The sequence below is a fragment of the Bradyrhizobium macuxiense genome, assembly GCF_007993935.1.
GTDB lineage: Bacteria > Pseudomonadota > Alphaproteobacteria > Rhizobiales > Xanthobacteraceae > Bradyrhizobium > Bradyrhizobium macuxiense_A.
In genome coordinates this window covers 90,267-111,820 of record NZ_VITY01000005.1, presented here as the reverse complement: position 1 = coordinate 111,820, position 21,554 = coordinate 90,267, and the positions used below count along the sequence as shown (strand labels likewise).

17 protein-coding genes are annotated in these 21,554 nt (G+C 64.7%); 8 read left to right on the top strand and 9 right to left on the bottom strand.

Annotated elements, in window-relative coordinates:
* The first annotated feature begins 52 nt into the window (after positions 1-52).
* Entirely contained in the window at positions 53-712 is a 660-nt protein-coding gene (locus FBZ93_RS14930; protein ID WP_146986704.1) for a hypothetical protein, read from the top strand.
* 27 nt (positions 713-739) lie between these two features.
* On the opposite strand, the gene FBZ93_RS14925 is transcribed toward FBZ93_RS14930, so the two are convergent.
* Complete coding sequence (locus FBZ93_RS14925; RefSeq protein ID WP_146986703.1) at positions 740-1,687, bottom strand: alpha/beta hydrolase; 948 nt, start codon at positions 1,685-1,687, stop codon at positions 740-742.
* A 220-nt stretch (positions 1,688-1,907) separates the two neighbouring features.
* On the opposite strand from FBZ93_RS14925, the gene FBZ93_RS14920 reads away from it, so the two are divergent.
* Entirely contained in the window at positions 1,908-2,381 is a 474-nt protein-coding gene (locus FBZ93_RS14920) for an Hsp20 family protein (RefSeq protein ID WP_024584810.1), read from the top strand.
* Positions 2,382-2,463: 82 nt separating this feature from the next.
* On the opposite strand, the gene FBZ93_RS14915 is transcribed toward FBZ93_RS14920, so the two are convergent.
* Positions 2,464-3,267, bottom strand: a complete 804-nt coding sequence (locus FBZ93_RS14915; protein ID WP_146986702.1) for a hypothetical protein — start codon at positions 3,265-3,267, stop codon at positions 2,464-2,466.
* A 488-nt stretch (positions 3,268-3,755) separates the two neighbouring features.
* Here FBZ93_RS14915 and gltB point away from each other — a divergent pair, with 488 nt between their 5' ends.
* From gltB to FBZ93_RS14900, 3 genes are all read left to right on the top strand, one after another.
* Positions 3,756-8,519, top strand: coding sequence for a glutamate synthase large subunit (gene gltB / locus FBZ93_RS14910; protein ID WP_146986701.1), 4,764 nt, complete (start codon positions 3,756-3,758; stop codon positions 8,517-8,519).
* A gap of 138 nt (positions 8,520-8,657) precedes the next feature.
* Entirely contained in the window at positions 8,658-10,115 is a 1,458-nt protein-coding gene (locus FBZ93_RS14905) for a glutamate synthase subunit beta (RefSeq protein ID WP_146986700.1), read from the top strand.
* A 325-nt stretch (positions 10,116-10,440) separates the two neighbouring features.
* Positions 10,441-11,538, top strand: coding sequence for a toll/interleukin-1 receptor domain-containing protein (locus tag FBZ93_RS14900; RefSeq protein ID WP_146986699.1), 1,098 nt, complete (start codon positions 10,441-10,443; stop codon positions 11,536-11,538).
* Positions 11,539-11,896: 358 nt separating this feature from the next.
* On the opposite strand, the gene FBZ93_RS14895 is transcribed toward FBZ93_RS14900, so the two are convergent.
* Positions 11,897-13,594 carry an outer membrane beta-barrel protein gene (locus FBZ93_RS14895; RefSeq protein WP_208764012.1) on the bottom strand — a complete coding sequence of 566 codons (1,698 nt, stop codon included), beginning with the start codon at positions 13,592-13,594 and terminating at the stop codon, positions 11,897-11,899.
* A gap of 241 nt (positions 13,595-13,835) precedes the next feature.
* Here FBZ93_RS14895 and FBZ93_RS14890 point away from each other — a divergent pair, with 241 nt between their 5' ends.
* Entirely contained in the window at positions 13,836-14,843 is a 1,008-nt protein-coding gene (locus tag FBZ93_RS14890; RefSeq protein WP_146986698.1) for a KpsF/GutQ family sugar-phosphate isomerase, read from the top strand.
* An 87-nt stretch (positions 14,844-14,930) separates the two neighbouring features.
* On the opposite strand, the gene FBZ93_RS14885 is transcribed toward FBZ93_RS14890, so the two are convergent.
* Positions 14,931-15,497, bottom strand: a complete 567-nt coding sequence (locus FBZ93_RS14885) for a carboxymuconolactone decarboxylase family protein (protein WP_146986697.1) — start codon at positions 15,495-15,497, stop codon at positions 14,931-14,933.
* A gap of 89 nt (positions 15,498-15,586) precedes the next feature.
* Between FBZ93_RS14885 and FBZ93_RS14880 the strand changes: the two genes are divergently transcribed.
* Positions 15,587-15,913 carry a winged helix-turn-helix transcriptional regulator gene (locus FBZ93_RS14880; RefSeq protein ID WP_146986696.1) on the top strand — a complete coding sequence of 109 codons (327 nt, stop codon included), beginning with the start codon at positions 15,587-15,589 and terminating at the stop codon, positions 15,911-15,913.
* A gap of 256 nt (positions 15,914-16,169) precedes the next feature.
* On the opposite strand, the gene FBZ93_RS14875 is transcribed toward FBZ93_RS14880, so the two are convergent.
* The 3 genes from FBZ93_RS14875 to hemH form a co-directional block, all read right to left on the bottom strand.
* Positions 16,170-16,616 (bottom strand): NfeD family protein, encoded by a 447-nt coding sequence (locus FBZ93_RS14875; RefSeq protein ID WP_146986695.1) that lies wholly within the window; start codon positions 16,614-16,616, stop codon positions 16,170-16,172.
* Positions 16,617-16,790: 174 nt separating this feature from the next.
* Positions 16,791-17,792, bottom strand: coding sequence for an SPFH domain-containing protein (locus FBZ93_RS14870; protein ID WP_146986694.1), 1,002 nt, complete (start codon positions 17,790-17,792; stop codon positions 16,791-16,793).
* 193 nt (positions 17,793-17,985) lie between these two features.
* A complete protein-coding gene (gene hemH, locus FBZ93_RS14865; RefSeq protein ID WP_146986693.1) occupies positions 17,986-19,023 on the bottom strand; it encodes a ferrochelatase in 1,038 nt (345 codons plus the stop codon).
* Positions 19,024-19,136: 113 nt separating this feature from the next.
* On the opposite strand from hemH, the gene FBZ93_RS14860 reads away from it, so the two are divergent.
* Positions 19,137-19,535, top strand: coding sequence for an MAPEG family protein (locus tag FBZ93_RS14860; protein ID WP_146986692.1), 399 nt, complete (start codon positions 19,137-19,139; stop codon positions 19,533-19,535).
* Positions 19,536-19,816: 281 nt separating this feature from the next.
* Here FBZ93_RS14860 and FBZ93_RS14855 read toward each other — a convergent pair whose 3' ends face one another.
* Together FBZ93_RS14855 and FBZ93_RS14850 are read right to left on the bottom strand one after the other, a co-directional pair.
* Positions 19,817-20,926, bottom strand: coding sequence for a nickel/cobalt transporter (locus FBZ93_RS14855; RefSeq protein WP_246667490.1), 1,110 nt, complete (start codon positions 20,924-20,926; stop codon positions 19,817-19,819).
* Complete coding sequence (locus FBZ93_RS14850) at positions 20,923-21,510, bottom strand: DUF1007 family protein (RefSeq protein ID WP_246667516.1); 588 nt, start codon at positions 21,508-21,510, stop codon at positions 20,923-20,925. The genes FBZ93_RS14855 and FBZ93_RS14850 overlap by 4 nt, the downstream gene beginning before the upstream one ends.
* Positions 21,511-21,554 lie beyond the last annotated feature (44 nt).

Here is a 21,554-nt window from a genome sequence, read left to right as displayed (position 1 = left end):
ATCCACCGGTAATGGATGCTTTTTAAGCTGAAGCTCTTCAGGATGTGGTTTGATGTCCGATACGGCTGCAAGCGCGGCGCCCGCACCGCAGGTCTCTCCTGACAATCCCTGCCCGTTCCTGCGTGCACTGGTCGCCGGCGGCTATGTCGGCGGCCATATCGTGCCGCTGCGAGAGCTGACCGAAACCATCGACCGCGCCACCGGCAAGACCGGCCTTCCGGCGCTCAACGCCGGCGCCAAGATCTTCATGGTCGCGCAGATGGCCAACGGCATCGGTCCGTTCAGCCAAATGCGCAGCCTGTTGCAGGGCGCGATCCTCGACGAATTGCGCAACGGCCCGCTCGACAAGCATGGCGCCGGCTCGCGCATCCTCGACCAGCATGCCGTCGTGCATGAGGACGAGATCGCGCGGCTCGCGACCTTCGGCTCGGACTACAAGGCGCCCGACGGCAGCGTCGAACGCGGGCTGTCGGCCTCCGAGATCAAGACCTTCATGGCCGCGAACTTCCAGCGCGCCAAGGATGAGCATCCGCCGCCCTACGCCATCCTGCACTGTTACTATCCGCTTCTGATGCTCGGCGAGTGGCCGGTGCTGCTCGACATCATGGGCAAGGGCGAAGGCAAGGACCGCTATCTCAGCGTCGCCGAGGTCAAGACCCTGTTCGTCGAGAAGCGCTTTCCCGACCGCATCGTTGCGCTGCTCAACGGCTGAGCTGCGAGCTCCACACCGATAGACTGCTCACTTGAACAGCGGCGTGCCCGGCACGAAGGCGTCGAACGCCGCCCAGAACTGCGCGCGGTAGCGATCCTGCTCCTGCAGGATCTCGTGCTTGGAGCCGGCGATCACGAGATGCGAGCCGGCGCGCAGATGATAGGCGAACTCCTCGATCGCGGCCGTCGACACCACCTCGTCATTGCTCGCCGCCAGCATCAGGATCGGCTGGCGGATCTCGGACGGATACGACATGCCGCGGAAGGTGCGCATCGCGGTGAACGCGGTGTCGGCCCATGCGATCGTCGGTGCGGCGATGCCGAGCGTCGGGTCTTCCTCCAGGATCGCCGCGTTGCGGGCGTGGCGCACCGGATCGCTGGTCACGGGATTGCCGATGAAGGGCGCGAGGCCGACCAGCTCGCTGCCGCCGCCCGGAACGTAATTGCCGCCTTGCCCGGTCCAGCGCATGATCCGAAGCAGTGCGCTCGGAAAGAACGACACGCGCTTGCGCGGCAGGTCGATCATCGGCGCCGACAGCACCATGCGGTCGAACCAGCGCTTGCCGGCATGCGCGACCCGCAGCAGCACGGCGCCGCCCATCGAATGCGCCAGCGCGAAATAGGGCGGCGGACAATCCGGCAGCACCACCTGCTGCACGAAGGCCTCCACGTCGGCCTCGTAGTCGGCGAAGTCGCGCACATAACCCTTGCGCGGATCGCGCAGCCGCCGCGACGAATGGCCCTGCCCGCGCCAGTCGATCATCGCCACCGCAAAGCCGCGGTCGCGCAGGTCGCGCACGGTCTCGAAGTATTTCTCGATCATCTCGCCGCGGCCGCCGAACACGCAGACCGTGCCCTTGCGGCCGGGCGGCGGCGCCCAGCGCGCGAAGCGCAGCTCGGCTCCATCCGATGTTTTGATGGTGCCACTGACAACGTCGTCCGGAACCGGGTTGGCGGGAATCGAGACGAGCGTCATGCGGGAGACCGGCGTGGTGGGACAGGGTGGAGATCAAGGACGTCGGCGCCAAAAAAAGCGACGCGGTTTCCGCCTCTTGAACGCGACGTGACCCCTCCCATATCACCTCCGTGCAGGCCGCTACCAGTGTTTCGGAACCGGAACATGAGGCTGCACACATCTAAGCCCGGCCCGATGGCGGGCGGGTAACTGAAACAGTCGCTCATTGGAGGACTACCCTATGCGTAGCTACGACCTCACTCCGTTTTATCGTTCCACCGTCGGCTTCGACCGCCTCTTCAACCTGCTCGATCAGGTGACCTCGGACGGCAGCCCCGGCTATCCCCCCTACAACATCGAGCGCACCGGCGAGAATGCTTACCGGATCAGCGTCGCGGTCTCCGGCTTCTCGCAGGCCGAGCTTTCGATCGTCGCGAAGGAGAACACGCTGACGATCAAGGGCGAGAAATCCGCCAACGAGAACTCCGGCAACGGCTCGGAAGTGCTCTATCGCGGCATCGCCTCCCGCGCGTTCGAGCGCGTCTTCCAGCTTGCCGACTTCGTGCAGGTGAAGAACGCCTCGCTCGAGAACGGCCTGCTCCACGTCGATCTCGTTCGCGAGATTCCCGAGGCCAAGAAGCCCCGCAGCATTCCGATCGGCGGCGGCGAGAAGGCCCCGCAGGTCGTCGACGGCTCGGCGAAGGTCGCTGCCTAAGCAATGCCCCCCGCGTCAGCAGATATTGGCTGAACGCGAAAACGCCCCGGGAAACCGGGGCGTTTTTTGTTGCCGGTTGCCTTTATTCCAACCCCTGCACCTTGGGCATTGCCTGGGTCGGCAGGATCGCGGGCGCGGGTGCCGCCGGCGGTGGCGCGGCCTGCCCGACGGTCGGGACCTCGGCTTGCTGAACGGGCTTCGACGTCGCGGCCGCCTGGGTCTCGGCCGGCTTCGGCGCAGCCGCGGCCTGCTCGGCCGGCGCGGGTGCGGCCGGCGCAGGCTGCGGCGTCGCGGCCGGCGGCACCGCGGCCTGGGCCGCCGCAGCGGGAGCCTGGCCCGCCGGAGCAGCAGCGGGAGCCTGGGCCTTGGCGTTGAGCGGGCTGCGCTTCGGCACCGGCACGCGGCTCGCGACATGGGGGATCGGGAGCGGCGGCCGCGGCACCCGGGCCTGGATCGCCCGCGGCATCGGGCCGACCGGGCCGTAGGTTGCGCTCATCTCCTCCTCGTAATTGTCGCCGAGCCGATTGGCCGGGGTGAAGCGGATGATGTGCCCGTCGCGGGCGTCGATCACCAGCCGGCCGTCGTCGCCGCCCTGGTCGATCACCGAGATCGTGTAGACGAAGCCGCGCTGCTGGGGGGCGCCGAGCGGCAGATAGCCGTTCTCGCGCAGCACGGTGTAGACCTCGACCGGCGGCAGCAGGCTCGGGACACGGCCGAAGCGCGGCGGCGGCGGAACTTCGGGCATGGCGGCGTAGGGCCCGTCCATGTCGGAGACCCTGACGAAAGCCGGGCTGCCGATCCGGGCGGACGTCGCGAGCTGGGCCTCGGCCGAGACTGCGCTGAGCGCGAGGGCGGCGGCTGCAACCGAACCTGTGAACAACTTCATCGCCGTAACTCCTGTCTGCCCCGCCTGGGAGCGTTCCCGCTCTCTCGCTGGCTTGCCCGGGGACAAAATTTCAGTTTGAAATTCGGCGGTCCTTGGTCGCTCCTTGGGCCAGATCACGGCGTGTTTGCTTCGAATCGGGGGCGCGGCGAGCCGGCCGAGCCGTTCATTCCAAGCATGCGGGCGAGGACTTCCTCGCGCTTGTGTGATAGACAAAAATTTGGCAAGGTCGAGGTTAGGACAGTAAGGCTGTCTCAATTTCGAGGCCATCCCGGCATGGGGATTGCAACGAGAACCTTCGCAAGGAGGACCTCGGCGCCCCGGGCTCCGAGAATGCTGCAGGCAGGGCCGTCCCCTAGGGGACGTTGAAACGCCCGTCGTCTGAATTTAGGAAAATGCGGCTCGCGGCGGACGAGCGGTGGCCCGGTGGGTGCCGCAACGTCCAAGGTGCGCCAAATAGGGTGAGGCCCCTTACGAAAGGGAGAGGACACATGAGCGGGTCGGAATTCGAGCGCGAAATCATCGTGGCAGGTACGCTGTCGGCGACCGCGGACTCGAAAGCCGCCGATGCCGCGCATGATGCGTCCTTTGGACCGCACACACCCGAACTGCACACCTGGCGCCCGCAAGCCGAAGGCCTCTACGACCTGAGCCTGGAGAAAGACTCCTGCGGCGTCGGCTTCATCGCCAACATCAAGGGCCAGAAGTCGCATCAGATCGTCTCCGACGCGCTGAGCATCCTGTGCAACCTCGAGCATCGCGGCGCCGTCGGCGCCGATCCGCGCGCCGGTGACGGCGCCGGCATCCTGGTGCAGATCCCGCACACGTTCTTCGCGCGCAAGACCTCCGAGCTCGGCTTCAAGCTGCCGCAGCCCGGCGAATACGCCATCGGCGCGCTGTTCATGCCGCGCGATGCGGCGTGGCGGAACGTGATCAAGAGCATCATCGCCGACGAGATCAAGAACGAGGGCTTCAAGCTGCTCGGCTGGCGCGACGTGCCGTCAGACAACTCCTCGCTCGGCGTCACCGTGAAGCCGACCGAGCCCTACCACATGCAGGTCTTCATCGGCCGCAATGGTGCAGCCAAGAACGAGGACGATTTCGAGCGCCGGCTCTACATCCTGCGCAAGTCGATCTCGCAGGCGATCTACCAGCGCCGCGACCGCGGCATGGCGGGCTACTATCCGTGCTCGTTCTCGTGCCGCACCGTGATCTACAAGGGCATGTTCCTCGCCGACCAGCTCGGCAAGTACTATCCCGACCTGCACGAAGCCGATTTCGACAGCGCGCTGGCGCTGGTGCATCAGCGCTTCTCGACCAACACCTTCCCAACCTGGTCGCTGGCGCATCCCTACCGGATGATCGCCCATAACGGCGAAATCAACACGCTGCGCGGTAACGTCAACTGGATGGCAGCGCGGCAGGCTTCCGTGCATTCGGAGCTCTACGGCAAGGACATCAGCCGCCTGTGGCCGATCTCCTATGAAGGCCAGAGCGACACCGCCTGCTTCGACAACGCGCTCGAATTCCTGGTGCAGGGCGGTTATTCCCTTCCGCATGCTGTCATGATGATGATTCCGGAAGCGTGGGCCGGCAATCCGCTGATGGATGAGCAGCGCCGCGCCTTCTACGAATATCATGCCGCGCTGATGGAGCCGTGGGACGGCCCGGCCGCGATCGCCTTCACCGACGGCCGCAAGATCGGCGCCACGCTCGATCGCAACGGCCTGCGCCCGGCGCGCTACCTCGTCACCAAGGACGACCGCATCGTGATGGCGTCCGAAATGGGCGTCCTGAAGATTCCGGAGGACCAGATCGTCACCAAGTGGCGGCTGCAGCCCGGCAAGATGCTGCTCGTCGATCTCGAGCAGGGCCGCCTGATTCCCGACGACGAGATCAAGGCCGACCTCGCCAAGAGCCACCCCTACGCCGACTGGCTGCATCGCACCCAGATCCAGCTCGAGGAACTGCCGGATGCGCCGGCCAAGGGCGTGCGCTCCAACCTGCCGCTGCTCGATCGCCAGCAGGCGTTCGGCTACAGCCAGGAAGACATCAACATCCTGATGACGCCGATGGCGTCGACCGGCGAGGAAGCCGCCGGCTCGATGGGCAACGACACGCCGATCTCGGCGCTGTCGGACAAGCCGAAGCAGCTGTTCACCTACTTCAAGCAGAACTTCGCGCAGGTGACCAACCCGCCGATCGATCCGATCCGCGAGGAAATCGTCATGAGCCTCGTCTCGATCATCGGGCCGCGGCCGAACCTGTTCGACCTGCAGGGCGTCGCCTCGACCCAGCGCCTCGAAGTGCGGCAGCCGATTCTCACCGACACCGACCTCGAAAAGATCCGCTCGATCTCCGACGTCGCCGAGACCCACTTCAAGTCGCGCACGCTCGACACCACCTTCCACGCCGGCTTCGGCGCGGCGGGCATGGAGCAGGTGCTCGACGAGCTCTGCGCGCGCGCCGAGGGCGCGGTGCGCGAGGGCATCAACATCATCATCCTGTCGGACCGCATGACCGGCACCGACCGGATCCCGATCCCGTCGCTGTTGGCCTGCGCCGCCGTGCATCACCATCTGATCCGCACCGGTCTGCGCACCTCGGTCGGCCTTGTGGTGGAATCCGGTGAGCCGCGCGAAGTGCATCACTTCGCCTGCCTCGCCGGCTACGGCGCCGAAGCGATCAACCCCTATCTCGCGTTCGAAACCATCCTCGCGATGAAGGACCGGCTGCCTGGCGCGCTCGACGACTACGAGATCGTCAAGCGCTACATCAAGTCGATCGGCAAGGGCCTGCTCAAGGTGATGTCCAAGATGGGCATCTCGACCTACCAGTCCTATTGCGGCGCGCAGATCTTCGACGCGGTCGGCCTGAAGGCCGACTTCGTCGCCAAGTATTTTGCCGGCACCCACACCAGGATCGAGGGCGTCGGCCTCGGCGAGATCGCCGAGGAGACCGTGCGGCGCCACACCGACGCGTTCGGTGACGGCCAGATCTACAAGACCGCGCTCGATGTCGGCGGCGAGTACGCCTACCGCACCCGCGGCGAGGACCATGCCTGGACCGCGGAATCGGTCTCGACCTTGCAGCATGCCGTGCGCGGCAACTCGCTGGAGCGCTACCGGGCGTTCGCCAAGATCCTCAACGAGCAGTCCGAGCGTCTGCTGACGCTGCGCGGCCTGTTCCGGATCAAGGGCGCCGAGGACGACAAGCGCAAGCCGGTCAAGCTCGAGGACGTCGAGCCGGCCAAGGATATCGTCAAGCGGTTCTCGACCGGCGCGATGTCGTTCGGCTCGATCTCGCGCGAGGCGCACACCACGCTCGCGATCGCGATGAACCGGATCGGCGGCAAGTCGAATACCGGCGAAGGCGGCGAGGAGTCCGACCGCTTCAAGCCGATGCCGAACGGCGATTCGATGCGCTCGGCGATCAAGCAAGTCGCCTCGGGCCGGTTCGGCGTGACGACGGAATACCTCGTCAACTCCGACATGATGCAGATCAAGATGGCGCAGGGTGCCAAGCCCGGCGAAGGCGGCCAGCTGCCCGGCCACAAGGTCGACGCGACGATCGCGCGCGTCCGGCACTCGACGCCGGGCGTCGGCCTGATCTCGCCGCCGCCGCATCACGACATCTACTCGATCGAAGACCTCGCCCAGCTGATCTACGACCTCAAGAACGTCAATCCCGACGGCCAGGTCTCGGTCAAGCTGGTGTCCGAGGTCGGCGTCGGCACGGTTGCCGCCGGCGTCGCCAAGGCGCGCGCCGACCATGTCACCATCGCAGGCTTCGAGGGTGGCACCGGCGCCTCGCCCCTGACCTCGATCAAGCATGCCGGCTCGCCGTGGGAGATCGGCCTTGCCGAAACCCATCAGACGCTGGTGCGCCAGCGGCTGCGCAGCCGCATCGCGGTGCAGGTCGACGGCGGCTTCCGCACCGGCCGTGACGTCGTGATCGGTGCGCTGCTGGGCGCCGACGAGTTCGGCTTCGCCACCGCGCCCTTGATCGCGGCAGGCTGCATCATGATGCGCAAGTGCCACCTCAACACCTGCCCGGTCGGCGTCGCGACCCAGGATCCGGTGCTGCGCAAGCGCTTCACCGGCCAGCCCGAGCACGTCATCAACTACTTCTTCTTCGTCGCCGAGGAAGTCCGCGAGATCATGGCGCAGCTCGGCTACAAGAAGTTCGACGACATGGTCGGCCAGGTCCAGATGCTGGACCAGACCGCGCTGGTCTCGCACTGGAAGGCCAAGGGCCTCGACTTCTCCAAGCTGTTCGTGCGGCAGAAGGAGGAGAAGGGCCAGACGATCTATCACTCGGAGAGCCAGAACCATCATCTGGATGCCGTGCTCGACCGCCGGCTGATCGAGCAGGCGCAGGCCGCGCTCGATCGCGGCGCGCCGGTCAAGATCGAGGAAGAGATCAACAACACCGACCGTTCCGCCGGCGCGATGCTGTCGGGCGCGGTGGCCAAGATCTACGGCCATGCCGGCCTGCCGCTCGACACCATCCATGTCGGCCTGAAGGGCACGGCGGGACAGGCGTTCGGCGCCTGGCTCGCCAAGGGCGTCACCTTCGAGCTCGAGGGTGAAGGCAACGACTATGTCGGCAAGGGCCTCTCGGGCGGCTGCATCATCGTCAAGCCGCCGAAGATCTCCGGCATCGTGCCGGAAGAGTCGATCATCGTCGGCAACACCGTGATGTACGGCGCGATCGCGGGCGAGTGCTACTTCCGCGGCATCGCCGGCGAGCGCTTCGCGGTGCGCAACTCCGGCGCGGTCGCGGTCGTCGAAGGCGCCGGCGATCACTGCTGCGAATACATGACCGGCGGCATCGTGGTGGTGCTCGGCAAGACCGGGCGCAACTTCGCGGCCGGCATGTCCGGCGGCATCGCCTATGTGCTGGACGAGACCGGCGACTTCGACAAGCTCTGCAACCTGTCGATGGTCGAGCTGGAGCCGGTGCTGTCGGAGGAGATGATCAACGCCGACACCTACCATCACTCCGGCGATCTCGAGGCGCATGGCCGGGTCGACGTGTTCCAGAACCTGCTCGACTCCGATGTGGAGCGGCTGCATGTCCTGATCACCCGTCACGCCAAGCTGACCGGCTCGAAGAAGGCGGCGGAGATCCTCGCCAACTGGAAGGCCTGGCTGCCGAAATTCCGCAAGGTGATGCCGGTGGAGTACCGCCGCGCGCTGAAGGAAATGAAGGCCAACGCCGACGCCGAGCCGAAGATCGCGATCGGCGCGTAAGTCACGACCACGCGTCATTCCGGGGCGCGCCGAGCGCGAACCCGGAATTGCGCAAAACCACTTCGAGACTTCGGGTCTGCGCCCCGCGGCGCAGCCCGGAATGACGGAACAACTGAGATGCAGGGGCATCGGGTTTCAATGGGTAAGATCACAGGTTTTCTCGAGATCGAGCGGCATGACCGCAAGTACGAGCCGGTCGCCGATCGGCTCAAGAACTTCAACGAGTTCGTCATTCCGCTGAGCGAGAAGGACACGCGCGACCAGGCCGCGCGCTGCATGAATTGCGGCATCCCCTATTGCCACGGCACCGGCTCGACCGCGCCGGGCACGCCGGGCTGTCCGGTCAACAACCAGATCCCCGATTTCAACGACCTCGTCTATCAGGGCAACTGGGAAGAGGCCTCGCGCAACCTGCACTCGACCAACAACTTCCCCGAATTCACCGGCCGGATCTGCCCGGCGCCGTGCGAAGCGTCCTGCACGCTGAACATCGACGACAACCCGGTCACCATCAAGACGATCGAATGCGCGATCGTCGACCGCGCCTGGGACAATGGCTGGCTGAAGCCGGAGATCGCGGCTGAGAAGACCGGCAAGAAGGTCGCCGTGATCGGTTCAGGCCCGGCGGGCCTCGCCGCAGCCCAGCAGCTCGCGCGCGCCGGCCACGAGGTGCATGTCTACGAGAAGTTCGCCAAGGCCGGCGGCCTGCTGCGCTATGGCATTCCCGACTTCAAGATGGAGAAGGGCATCATCGACCGCCGCGTTCAGCAGATGGAAGCCGAAGGCGTCACCTTCCATTACGGCAAGGCCGTCGGTGGAAGCACCCCGGGCGCGATCGATCCGCAGGAGCTCGCCAAGCAGTATGACGCCGTGGCGCTGACCGGCGGCGCGGAAGCCCCGCGCGACCTGCCGATTCCGGGTCGCGATCTCTCCGGCATCCACTTCGCGATGGACTTCCTGCCGCAGCAGAACCGCCGCGTCTCCGGCGAGCCGCTGAACGGCGCCGCCGACATCCTCGCCGGTGGCAAGCATGTCGTCGTGATCGGCGGCGGCGACACCGGATCGGACTGCATCGGCACCTCGTTCCGGCAGGGCGCGAAGTCGGTGACCCAGCTCGAGATCATGCCGGCGCCGCCCGAGCACGAGAACAAGGGCGTGACCTGGCCGAACTGGCCGCTGAAGATGCGGACATCGTCGAGCCAGGCCGAAGGCGCGGTGCGCGAATACGCCGTGCTGACGACCAAGTTCGAAGGCAAGGACGGCAAGGTCAGCAAGCTGCATTGCGTCAAGGTCGACGACAAGTTCAAGCCGCTGCCCGGCACCGAGTTCACGCTCGACGCCGAGCTCGTGCTGCTGGCGATGGGCTTCGTGCATCCGGTGCACGAGGGCCTGCTCAAGACCTTGGGCGTCGAGCTCGACCAGCGCGGCAACGTCCGTGCGTCCCTGCAGGATTACCAGACCTCGCGCGCCAAGATTTTCTCGGCCGGCGACATGCGCCGCGGCCAGTCGCTCGTGGTCTGGGCGATCCGTGAAGGCCGCCAGTGCGCGCGCTCGATCGACAGCTTCCTGATGGGCAAGACCGACCTGCCGGGGTAATCGCCCCGGCCGTTGCGGCAATCCACATCCACACATTGAACTGTCATCGCCCGCGAAAGCGGGCGATCCAGTATTCCAGAGACCTCAGAGATTGAGCCGATCGGCCGCGGCGTACTGGATGCCCGCATGTGCTGCCGTAGCGCAGCGTGCCCCTACAGCGGTTGCCTGTCCTGCGTCCACACCGGCATGCCAGCACGGCAACGCTCAGCATTCCGCGCCGTGACCCGGGGCTGGTCGCCATCGTACAGACGACCGGTCTGGCGAAGCCCGCCCGCGCCTTTTGATAGAGGAGTGTGGAACGCCTATAGCAATTCCAGGTAGAAAAATGATAGGGTGCGGCATTTCCAAGAAGAACATTGCCGTAGGGGGAAGACAATTGAAGGTATTTTTGTCGCATTCATCCAAGGACAAACACATAGTGTCCGCTGTGGCCAATCGGCTCGGACGTTCATACATCGTCTACGACGATTTCACATTTGACACTGCAGTGGATTTTGAGACCTCAATTGAGAGGGGTTTAGAAGTATCAGAGCTCTTTGTGCTCTTTGCAAGTCGCAATTCAATCCAGTCGGATTGGGTGCAGAAGGAATTGACTCAGGCTCAAGCACTAAGACTCGCGGGAAAGATAGATTCGATTGCGGCAATCATCATTGATGATCTTCCAATAGATGAGTTGCCTGACTGGCTAAAGAAGGCCCGAGTTGTCAGCCTCAATTCAGTCGCTTCTATAACTCGTGAAATTCAATACCTATTCCAACGTCGCTTGTCGCAAAAGCAGTCGCCCTACTTCGTCGGCAGGCAATCAGAGATTGAAGAAGCGGAGGCAGTACTTTCGCCAACGAGTTCGCTAGACGAACCGCACGTCTTCAGCTTTTTCGGCCTTGAAGGCGTCGGACGGAAGACGCTCTGCAGGCATGTCTGCGCAAACCTCTTGTCACTTCCAAAATCGCAGACCTTCCGCATTCAGGATGGAGATAGCCTCGCCGATTTGGTGATAAAGATTGAGGAAGATATTAATCCATCGCCATCAATAGCTGCCACGAAATCGCGCATTTCCACACTCGAGAAGACTTCATCGCGTGATCTGAGCGTAATTTTTGAAAGGCTCGCGAAAGCGTTCGTGGATGCACGAGAACTACTGATCCTGCAAGACGATGGCGGCCTCCTCGACAACGACGGATTTGTAAAGTCCGAATTCGCCGACATGATTGCCATCGCGAGGAACAGCGAAGCTATACGTTTTGCAATTGTTTCGCGCAGAAAAGTTCGATTCGCGCCGCCCGAAAAGGGATTCCCGTGTATTAGCGTTGGCCCTCTAAAGGAAGACGACGCAAAACGATTGATCTTACGTCAATTCAGAGGCTCAAAGTTTGCAATCACTGATCAACAGGCCAATGAGCTCGCTCCATATGTGGGCGGCTAGACGATCTGGACCAGCGCTTTAGAACGCATCACGACATTAGAATCGGCCTGAGATGCAAATATGAGATGGCAAACGAAAATTGGGACGCCGCACTTGGACTTTGGGAACGCCTTCGCGAAAAGGAGAAGCCGGTTCACCTTTGGCTCCGTTACGCGGCCATAAGTGGGAAGGTTCTCTCTAAGACAGCCGATGAGGCATTGTTGAAGCAATACGACGTGCTGAAAGACAGGCTTTCCAGCTTTGATCCTGATCTCTTGGACCAGGAGCTCGGGGCCACCAGCACTGAGAGGAGATAGCAATAGCGGATTACTGAGACAACTAATGTTAGGGCTGCGCGCTGCAAAAAGACGTCAGCAGCTCAGTTCTGCACCCGCACGCCCAGCATCACCACCGTCGATGCCGAGCTCTGTCCCGGCTGGTTCGAATCCAGCCAGTCGCGGCGCACGGTGCCCTTGATCCAGAGGCTGCGGGTCATCTTGTAGATCAGGTCGGCCGACACCGAGTAGATCGTGTCGGTGCGGTTGTCGCCCTGGTAATCGAGCGTGCCGTAGGTGAACTTGCCAATACCGGTCAGCCAGCGGCGGAAGTCGTGATCGACCTCGACGGTGTAGGTGCGCGACAGCACGCCGGAGGTGCCGGGCAGCGTGGTCTCGCCCAGCTGAGTGTCGGAATAGAATTTGGCGGTGGTCAGCGGCGTCGCGGTCCAGGTCAGCGAGGCCGTAGTGAGCAGGCCTTCGAGTGGGCTAAGCCGCGGGTCGACATAGTCGCGCCTAGCGTAGCCGATCGAGACCTCGCCGAACAACAGCCGGGTGAACTCGAAGGACGTGCCGACCTTGGCGTAACCGCCCGAGGAGTTGCGCGCGTAACCATTGCGGTCGAGATAGAGATCGTGGAAGCGGCTGTCGCCCTCCACCTCGACGAACGGCTTCACGGCCGGATTCAGCTCATAGCTGAAGCGGCCGACGCCACCATATTGCGTGAAGTTACGATCGTCGTTCGACGACGAGGTGCCATCGGTGAGCTTCGACCATTGGTAATCGGTGCGGTCGATAGTGCCACCCAGTGAGACCTGCATGCGGTTGAAATTCTGGTCGATGCCGAAAGTGCCGCCGACCGTGGTGTAGATCGGATATCTGGCGAGGCCGGCCTGCACATTCGGGCTGCCGGGATTGTCGGTCGAGACCAGCAAACGGGCCTGTCCCAGCAGATGCGTGTCTCGGGAGACATCGAGACGGCCGTCGATATGGCCGGTGAAATTCGGGCGGTCGACATCGAGCGGCGCCGACAGCGGCGTGCCATCAATCGGCGTCAGCTGGGAGCCATAGCCGGTGAACGAGCCGCGCAGATCGGCGACGACGGCGTGGCGCTCCCAGTCCGACATCGCGACGAATTCCGGCGCGACCATGTAGAACGCCTTGCCCTGCGGCGAATTCAAGCGGCCCGGATTGGTGTCGTAGCCGGCCATCACCTCGACAGCGGTTTTGACCATGAACGAGCCGGCGTAGTCGCCGACTGCGCCGAACGGATCGTCGTCGATCTTGAGCCGCCTGCGCGGCGGCTGGCCGACGATGGTGCCGGCCATCGCCGGCGGCACCGGCGGCTTGCTGGCGGTCTCCGACGGCGGGATCGACAGCCGCAACTGCCCGGCCGCGGTCAGCGGCGGCGGCGTCGGCACCGGCGAGCCGGGTCCCGGCGGCGGCTTCGGCTTGGCCTGGCCCGGGTAATATTTCGGCTTCAGCCGTTTTCGATTGAGCGAGTCATAGCCTGACGTCGAAGCGCCGTTGGCAGCCGGAAGACCGTAGGTCGGGATCTGTCCGACGCGCTCCGATGGTGTTGCCGACGACGAGGCGCGCCGGCTGGGATCGGCGTCCGGCAGCTTCAGGCCGTTGAGCGGATCCATGGCGTCGGCCGTGGTCCGGCGCAGCGGCGAATCCTGCGTGATCACCTGGCTCTGCCGGTTCGGGCTGAACAGATCCGGCGTCACGGTCTGGGCGTTGACGAGCCCAGTCGTCGCAGTCAGCGCAAGGCATGGCAAACCAAGGCATGGCAAAACCACGCGAACGAGGCGTCCGCGCCGATTTGGGCCGCTTGCTGGCCGCCGCCACACGATGGAAATACTCCAACGAATTCATGCACTTGACGTACGCATCCCGCCAGGGCGGCGAAAAACGTCGTTAATGGAGTTAAAACAATTATGGTTAATGAGCCGTTGAGGATCCGCCGCCGCGCGTCGCATCGCGGAATCGAACGTGCTAAGGGAGACGCCCGGGTGCATAACCCCTCCCCTGGAATCCGAAATGGCCAAACCGAAACCGCTGATGACCAAATCATCCGGCCCCGATGACGGCGCCGTTCAGTCGGCGCTCCGCACCCTCGATGCCGAAGCAAGCGGCGTCGCGGCGATCTCCGCGGCACTCAAGTCCGACCTCGGCGCGCCGTTCACCGCGGCGGCCGAGCTGATCTGCAAGGCCAAGGGACGGCTGATCGTGACCGGGCTCGGCAAGTCGGGTCATATCGGCCGCAAGATCGCCGCGACCTTCGCCTCGACCGGCACGCCGGCGTTCTTCGTCCACGCGGCGGAAGCGAGCCACGGCGACCTCGGCATGATCACCGCCGAGGACGTGATCCTCGCGCTGTCATGGTCCGGCGAGCAGCCGGAGATGCGCAACCTGATCGCTTATGCGGCGCGGTTCGGCATTCCGCTGATCGCGATGACCGCCGACAAGGACTCGACGCTGAGCAAGGCCGCCGATGTGCAGCTGACGCTGCCCAAGGCGCGCGAGGCCTGCCCGCACAATCTGGCGCCGACCACGTCTTCGCTGATGATGCTGGCGCTCGGCGATGCCTTGTCGATCGCGCTGCTCGAGGGCCGCGGCTTCACTTCGACCGATTTCAGCGTGCTGCATCCCGGCGGCAAGCTCGGCGCGCTGCTGAAATATGCCCGCGACCTGATGCACAGCGGCGACGCGCTGCCGCTGAAACCGCTCGGCACCAAGATGTCGGATGCGCTGGTCGAGATGACCTCCAAGGGCTTCGGCTGCGTCGGCATCGTCGACAGCCACAGCCATCTCGTCGGCATCGTCACCGACGGCGATTTGCGCCGGCAGATGCGCCCCGACCTGCTGACGCTGTCGGTCGACGAGGTCATGACCCGGACGCCGAAGACGATCGGTCGCGACACGCTGGCCGGCGAAGCGCTGGAGCTGCTCAACGCCTCACAGATCACGACGCTGATCGTGACCGATGCCAAGAAGCCGGTCGGCATCATCCATTTGCACGATCTGCTGCGCGCGGGCGTGGCGTAATTTCGCTCCGTCATTCCGGGGCACGCGAAGCGTGAACCTCAGATGCGCAATTGCGCATCGGGGAATCTCGAGATTCCGGGTTCGATGCTATGCATCGCCCCGGAATGACTGTGGCTGCGCCGGAAACCGCGCCGCGGTCGCCTCCAGCGGCAGGGCCAGCGCGTTGGCGAGGTAGGAGACCGTGCGGTAGAAGCCGCACAGCAGGATGATCTCCAGCACCTGATCGTCGTCGTAGTTCGCCGACAGCGCGGCATATTCCTGCTCGCTCAACGTCGCGTGCGCATGCAGCGCGTCGACCGCCGCGATCAGCGCCCGTTCAGCCGGCGACCAGCAGTCGGCACCGGCCGCACCATGCACGGTGGCGTGGACCTGCTGCTCCGACAACCCGGCGGCGGCGCCGAACGCGGTGACATGCACGCCCCATTCATATTCGCAGGCGTTGAGCGCGCAGGTGCGGTCGATCACGATCTCCCGGTCCCGCAAGGAGAGCGGCCCGCGGTCGAGCAGGCTGCCGCCGCGGAATTTCTCCCAGGCGCGCGGATGGCCGGCCATCATGCGGAACAATACCAGCGGCGGCTTGCCGCGCATGATGCGGTCAAAATGCTGTTGAACGTCCGCCGCATAGGGTGGATCGAGCGGCGCGATGCGTGACATGGGCTGATCCCGTTGCTACATTTAATGTAGCATTACGCTACAATATCTGTAGCGATCGACGCAAGAGAGATTCGAGAGGGATTCGCGACATGCCCAAGCAGGTTCCGACCGCAAAACCCGGCGTCCGCGGCTCGCGGTCCGGCCGCCCGATCATGGCGCTGCTCGATCTGTTGGGACGGCGCTGGACCTTGCGCATCGTCTGGGAGCTGCGCGAGGGCGCACTGACCTCGCGCGCGCTGCGCACCGCCTGCGACGAGGCCTCGCCGACCATCCTGCAGACGCGATTGACCGAGCTACGCGCGGCCGGGTTCGTCGAGCTGACGGATGATGGTTACGGCCTCACCGCGCTCGGCCGCGAGCTGTTCCAAACCTTCACGCCGCTCCATCGCTTCGCCGAGCGCTGGAGCAAGCGCTGATCCTCCCTCTCCCCGTTCTGACGGGAAGAGGATTGGGGTGAAGACGCCAGAAAGCCTCAAACGATTCACGTCGCGGGAACGCGGGGGAGTATGACGGCAAAGCAGCAACGAACTCGCTGTCGTCCCTGCGAACGCAGGGACCCATAGCCACCAATGGTCATTGTTGCGCGACGTTGGAACAACGAGTCTCGATCACAACATCCGCCGCGGCGTATGGGTCCCTGCGTTCGCAGGGACGACGAGAGAGGAGCCGAGTCTAGACCGCGGCCACCGTCAGGCTGGCGCCGTCGGCGCGCACCACCTTCACCCGGCTGCCGGCCGGTGCATCAGGGCCGGCGACACGCCAGATCGTGTCGTCGATCCGCACCGTGCCTGATCCATCGACGATCGGCTTCTCCAGCGTGAATTCGCGACCGACCAGGGCTTCGTTGCGGCGGTTGAGGAACGGATTGGTCTTGCTCGCCGCAGTCGCGCCCTTGGCAAAATGCCGCCATGCCGGCACCGCCAGCGCGGCGAACACCGCGAACATCAACAGCTGCATCTGCCAGGACGGCGTGAACACGAACGACAGCAGGCCGACCACGAGCGCCGCGAGCCCGAGCCAGAACAGGAACACCCCGGGCGCCGCGAGCTCCAGCGCCATCAGGATGAAGCCGAAGATCAGCCAGTTCCAGGTACCCAGTGTCGAAAACATCTCGGCCATGACGTGACCTCTCAACAGTCAAAAGCCGCTCTCCCCTTGTGGGAGAGGGGTTGGGATGAGGGGTGACGGTCTCTCCGCGGAGAGAGACCCCTCACCCGGATCGCTGACGCGATCCGACCTCTCCCACAAGGGGAGAGGTGCAAGGAGTGTGCGGAGCCAGTCATCTTTGGATCTCTATCGCTGCGGCGGCACCGGCGGTGGCGGCGTCGGACCGGCCGACGGCACCGAGCCGCGCCGCGCCGCCGCGCTGGCGGACGCTGCGCTCTCGCCGAAGGTGGCGCGGGCGATCTCGCCGATACCGGCGAGCGAGCCCAGCACGCTCGAGGTTTCGATCGGCAGCATCAGGACCTTCTGGTTCGGCGACTCCGCGAGCTGGCCGAACGCCTTGATGTATTTGTCGGCGATGAAGTAGTTCAGCGCCGCGACGTCGCCCTTGGCGATCGACTCCGACACCATCTGGGTCGCCTTGGCCTCGGCTTCCGCAAGCCGCTCGCGCGCCTCGGCGTCGCGGAAAGCCGCTTCGCGGCGGCCCTCGGCCTGCAGGATCTGGCCCTGCTTGGCGCCCTCGGCGCGCAGGATCTCGGACTGCCGCTGGCCTTCGGCCTGGAGGATGTCGGCGCGCTTGACGCGCTCGGCCTTCATCTGCCGGCCCATCGCCTCGACGAGGTCGGCCGGCGGCACGATGTCCTTGATCTCGATGCGGTTGACCTTGACGCCCCAGGGCGAGACCGCGGCATCGACCACGCGCAGCAGCCGCTCGTTGATCTCGTCGCGATGCGACAGCACCTGGTCGAGATCCATCGAGCCCATCACCGAGCGGATGTTGGTCATGGTCAGCACGGTGATCGCCTGGTTGAGATTGGCGACCTCGTAGCTCGCCTTCGCCGCATCGAACACCTGGTAGAACGCGACGCCGTCCACCGTCACGGTGGCGTTGTCCTTGGTGATCACCTCCTGCTCGGGAATGTTGATCACCTGCTCCATCATGTTGATCTTGCGCCCGATGCGATCAAAATAGGGCACGATCAGATTGAGGCCGGGCGACAGCGTGCGGGTGTATTTGCCGAACCGCTCGATGGTCCAGTCAAAGCCCTGCGGAACGGTCTTGATCCCGGCGAACAGCGTGACGATGACAAGAAGAACAAACGCAATCGCGAAAATGTCGAAGCCAGTCATAAAGTCCTCCAAGGCGCCGCGCGACCGGCGAGACCGTCGCCGGGCGCGGTCGTGCATTGGTCGGCAGGACCGCCGCGCCGGTTCAGCCGGCTGTTGTTCTACCTAGCACATAGGAAGCTGCTGCCGGACTACCAGATGCGAACGAATAGCCGCGTCCGGTGTCACGGATCGTTAACAATCAGAACCAGCCCCGCTAGATCCAGCCCTGCAACTCGCGCAGCACGAGCTGGCGGATCACGTCCATGCCGCCGTCGCTGTCGTTGAGGCAGGGGATGGCCGCGAACTGCTCGCCGCCATTATGCCGGAAGATCTCGGCATTCTCCTGCGCGATCTCCTCCAGCGTCTCCAGGCAATCGGCGGAGAAGCCGGGCGTGACCACGGCCATTCGCCGCACGCCGTCTTTGGCCAGCTTCTCGACCGTCTTGTCGGTATAGGGCTGTAGCCACTCGGCCTTGCCGAAGCGGGACTGGAAGGTGAGAAGCAACCGTGAGGCATCGAGCCCGAGCCGCTTGCGCAGCGCGTTGGTCGTTGCGATGCACTGCGCCTGATAGGGATCGCCCTTGTCGACGTATTCCTTCGGCATGCCGTGGAACGAGGCGAGGATCACCTCGGGCTGGAACGGCAGCGTCGCAAGATGCGCGTTGATCGAGACCGCCAGCGCCTCGATGTAATCGGGATCATCGTAATAAGGCGGCGTCACCCGCAGGATCGGCTGCGCGCGCATGCCGGCCAGCACGCGAAACGCTTCGTCGCAAACGGTCGCCGACGTCGCCGCGGAATATTGCGGATAGAGCGGCACCAGCAGCAGCCGGCCGCAGCCCTGCGCCGCCAGCGCTTCGATGCGCTGCTTGATCGATGGATTGCCATAGCGCATCGCCCAGTCGACCACGACGTGGTCGTGATCGGCGATTGCTTCCGCCAGCTTGTCGGCCTGCGAGCGCGTGATGGTCTTCAGCGGCGACTCGTTCCTCTCGGTGTTCCAGATCTTCAGATAGTCGCGCGCCTTGCGGGCCGGGCGGACGCGCAGGATGATGCCGTTGAGGATCAGCTTCCAGACCAGGCCCTGATCCTCAATCACTCGCGGATCGGACAGGAATTCTTTGAGATAGACCCGCACGCCTGCGGCATCCGCCGTGTCCGGCGTGCCGAGATTGACCAGCAGCACGCCGACGCGCTCCGGCTTCGGCGCCGCGGCAGGCTTCGCGCTCTCGAACGGGATCACCGTGCTCATGATGGCTTTGCGCTTGGTCCTTCGCCTGGGGGCTTTGGGCTTCGCGCGTTGCTCCAACCTTGTCAAGCCAAGCGCCGGTTGGCTACGTTCCGCTCCGTGAATGGGGAGGAACCATGACGATCGCCGAATGGTGCGTCTTCGGGACGCTGCTGCTCTCACTGCTGACGATCGTGTCGGTGAAATGGGCCGGCATCCGCGGTTTCGACAATTCGAAACCTCGCGATCCCGATTTCTACGACGACCCGATCCGCTCGCGCGCGCTCGGCGCCCACCAGAACGGCCTCGAGGCCTTCCCGTTCTTCGCCTTCGCCGTGCTGCTCGCCGAATTCCGCGTCGGCCCGCTGCGGCTGATCGACGAGCTCGCGGTGCTGTTCCTGATCGTGCGGATCGCCTACGTCTTCACCTATATCGGCAACCGCCCGACGCTGCGCTCGATCCTCTGGAGCATCGGCTTTGCGATCAACATCGCGATCTTCCTGCTGCCGGCAATCCGGGGATATCTGGCGAGCTGAGTTGCCTTTCTCCCCGCCTCCGTTCCTGCGTGAGGTGAGTACGCCGTTCAGGCTCCCTCTCCCCTTGCGGGAGAGGGTGGGGAGAGGGGTGGCCCCGGGCGAGATGTACGAGGGCCATCAGCCAATATCTCGCTCGCCGCCTAGTAAGCGCTCGCACCCAATAAGCAGTGCAGCAAGCGGCACCCCTCTCCCTAACCCTCTCCCGCAAGGGGAGAGGGAACCCGCGCTGCGATGCGTCCCTCACTCAGGAGACCTCTCCCCGCAAGCGGGGCGAGGTGACCTCACAAACACGTCGCCCGTTCGGCCGCGACGTAGCCGAACAGCAGCCCGAGCCCGAACAGCAGCACGAGGCCCGCGGCCGCGAATTCCAGGCCGCGCATGATCACCATGCCGCCGCCGTCGCGCGCGCCGCTGAGCCGCTCGGCCACGCCGCGCGCCGACACCGCAACCAACGCGATCGCCGCCACCGTGATGGCGGTGCCGAGGCCCATCACGAAGGTCGCGGCAACGCCGGCCCAGAACAAGCCCTGCGCCAGCGCGAACACCAGCACCAGGATCGCGCCCGAGCACGGCCGGATCCCGACCGTGAGGATCGCACTCAGGCCACGCCGCCAGCCGCCGGGCCCGGCGAGCTCGGCCGGCGTCGGTCCATGCGAATGGCCGCAATGCTCGTCATGGACATGGTCCGCGTCATGGCTGTGATCGTGCCCGTGATGATGGTCGTGATCGTCGTGCGCGTGACGATGGTGCTCATGGCCATGGTCGTGGTGGGCGTGATCATGGTGATCGCGACCGTGCTGCGCGCCGGCCATCGCCAGTGACGGACGCGGCACCTGCAGCGCGCGGAAGAAGCCGCCGCCCTTGGCCCAGACCAGCCGGGCGCCGAAGGCTGCGATCAGCGCGTAGCTGGCTATCTCGATCGCCTTCTCCGCCCCGCACATCGTCTTCGCCGTCGCATTGAGCAGCCAGGCGCAGACACCCACGATCAGAACGGCGACCAGCGACTGCATCAGCGCCGAGGCGAACGACAGCACGATGCCGCGCCGCGCGGTCTCGCGATTGGCGACCATGTAGGACGAGATCACCGCCTTGCCGTGGCCGGGACCTGCGGCATGGAAAATCCCGTAGGCAAAGGAGATCGCAAGTAGCGTCCAGACCGCCGAACCATCGGATTTCGCGGCGCGGATGGTCTGCGACATCTCGCGATAGAACTCCGACTGTTTTGCCAATAGCCAGCCGACCAGCCCGCCCTGCGGCTCCGCGGCGCGCGGCGCGCCAAACGGATTCTGCGCCAGCAGCGCATGAACCGCGCCGTCGAGCACCGCGAATGCCGCGAGCACCGCGGCGGACACGGCGAGGCCGCGCATCGCGCGCGAGGCGATCGGCGTCATGGGCAATCCACCGTGATCTTGTTGGCGAACATCATGCCGAAATTGCCGTTGCCGCCATCGAGAAAGTTCTGCTCGCCGAGCTTCTGCGCGGCGGCGGTGCCGTCACTGTTTGGCCGCTCGAACTGCATCTTGCAGTCAGCAGCAGCGCCGACCAGCTTGACCGGCTCCTTCTCGGCGAACTGGAAGTCGATGAAATAGGTCGGGTCGAACACCTCGAGCGAAAGCTGCCGGGCCTTGAACGGCGTCTTCACCGGCAGCGTGAAGTGCAGTGTCAGGGACGAGTCCTTGTATTCGAGGAAGTAGTCGACCGGCTCGGTGAACTTCTGCTTCTTGCCGTCGCCCTTGGCGAAGGTGAAATAGGCATATTCCTTCAGCGACTCGACATTGGTCTGCGCCAGCGGCGCCAGCTCCTCGCGGCTGTAGGCGCCCTTCACCTTGGTCTCGATGCCCTGCAACGCATAGGTCGAGAACATGTCGTCGAAGGTCCAGGCGTGGCGGACGCCGGTGATGGTGCCGTCAGGCGCGTAGATCAACTCGCTCTTTGCGACGATCCAGACATGCGGATGCGCCTCGGCGGCCGCCATGCCGAGCACGACGGACACCGCAAGCACGAGCCCGGCGATCAGCC

Excerpts from the sequence above, each read along its gene's own strand:
- FBZ93_RS14900 (WP_146986699.1), top strand. The coding sequence starts at position 10,441 with ATGATAGGGTGCGGCATTTCCAAGAAGAACATTGCCGTAGGGGGAAGA.
- FBZ93_RS14870 (WP_146986694.1), bottom strand. The coding sequence starts at position 17,792 with ATGACTGGCTTCGACATTTTCGCGATTGCGTTTGTTCTTCTTGTCATC.
- FBZ93_RS14905 (WP_146986700.1), top strand. The coding sequence starts at position 8,658 with ATGGGTAAGATCACAGGTTTTCTCGAGATCGAGCGGCATGACCGCAAG.
- FBZ93_RS14850 (WP_246667516.1), bottom strand. The coding sequence starts at position 21,510 with ATGGCGGCCGCCGAGGCGCATCCGCATGTCTGGATCGTCGCAAAGAGC.
- FBZ93_RS14880 (WP_146986696.1), top strand. The coding sequence starts at position 15,587 with ATGCCCAAGCAGGTTCCGACCGCAAAACCCGGCGTCCGCGGCTCGCGG.
- FBZ93_RS14860 (WP_146986692.1), top strand. The coding sequence starts at position 19,137 with ATGACGATCGCCGAATGGTGCGTCTTCGGGACGCTGCTGCTCTCACTG.
- hemH (WP_146986693.1), bottom strand. The coding sequence starts at position 19,023 with ATGAGCACGGTGATCCCGTTCGAGAGCGCGAAGCCTGCCGCGGCGCCG.
- FBZ93_RS14915 (WP_146986702.1), bottom strand. The coding sequence starts at position 3,267 with ATGAAGTTGTTCACAGGTTCGGTTGCAGCCGCCGCCCTCGCGCTCAGC.
- FBZ93_RS14875 (WP_146986695.1), bottom strand. The coding sequence starts at position 16,616 with ATGGCCGAGATGTTTTCGACACTGGGTACCTGGAACTGGCTGATCTTC.
- gltB (WP_146986701.1), top strand. The coding sequence starts at position 3,756 with ATGAGCGGGTCGGAATTCGAGCGCGAAATCATCGTGGCAGGTACGCTG.
- FBZ93_RS14920 (WP_024584810.1), top strand. The coding sequence starts at position 1,908 with ATGCGTAGCTACGACCTCACTCCGTTTTATCGTTCCACCGTCGGCTTC.
- FBZ93_RS14885 (WP_146986697.1), bottom strand. The coding sequence starts at position 15,497 with ATGTCACGCATCGCGCCGCTCGATCCACCCTATGCGGCGGACGTTCAA.
- FBZ93_RS14930 (WP_146986704.1), top strand. The coding sequence starts at position 53 with ATGTCCGATACGGCTGCAAGCGCGGCGCCCGCACCGCAGGTCTCTCCT.
- FBZ93_RS14855 (WP_246667490.1), bottom strand. The coding sequence starts at position 20,926 with ATGACGCCGATCGCCTCGCGCGCGATGCGCGGCCTCGCCGTGTCCGCC.
- FBZ93_RS14925 (WP_146986703.1), bottom strand. The coding sequence starts at position 1,687 with ATGACGCTCGTCTCGATTCCCGCCAACCCGGTTCCGGACGACGTTGTC.
- FBZ93_RS14890 (WP_146986698.1), top strand. The coding sequence starts at position 13,836 with ATGGCCAAACCGAAACCGCTGATGACCAAATCATCCGGCCCCGATGAC.